This is a genomic window from Pseudoalteromonas sp. SIMBA_162 (assembly GCF_046535955.1).
GTDB classification, from domain to species: Bacteria; Pseudomonadota; Gammaproteobacteria; order Enterobacterales; family Alteromonadaceae; genus Pseudoalteromonas; species Pseudoalteromonas marina.
Genome location: NZ_JAWJBQ010001359.1, coordinates 1 through 230, shown reverse-complemented (window position 1 = coordinate 230; position 230 = coordinate 1). Strand labels below are relative to the sequence as shown.

Below are 230 nucleotides of genomic sequence, written 5' to 3'. Positions count from 1 at the left end.
CGCGAAGCAGGCCGTGCTGCACGACGGGTACGCGGCACGCGTGGTCTACGCGAGCAGCGTTGCGGTGTTGGGCGAACCGTTGCCGAACTTTGTCGACGAGCACACGGCGCCGCACCCGGCCACGAGCTACGGTACGCACAAGCTGGTCGGCGAACTGATCCTTGCGAACTGGACGCGTCGCGGCGAGCTGGACGGCCGCGCGCTGCGGCTGCCCGGCATCGTGGCGCGGC

1 protein-coding gene is annotated in these 230 nt (G+C 70.9%); it reads left to right on the top strand.

The window, feature by feature from the left end:
- The coding region (locus R0J88_RS24060) for an NAD-dependent epimerase/dehydratase family protein (RefSeq protein ID WP_410901465.1) at window positions 1-230 on the top strand (230 nt) is incomplete at both ends.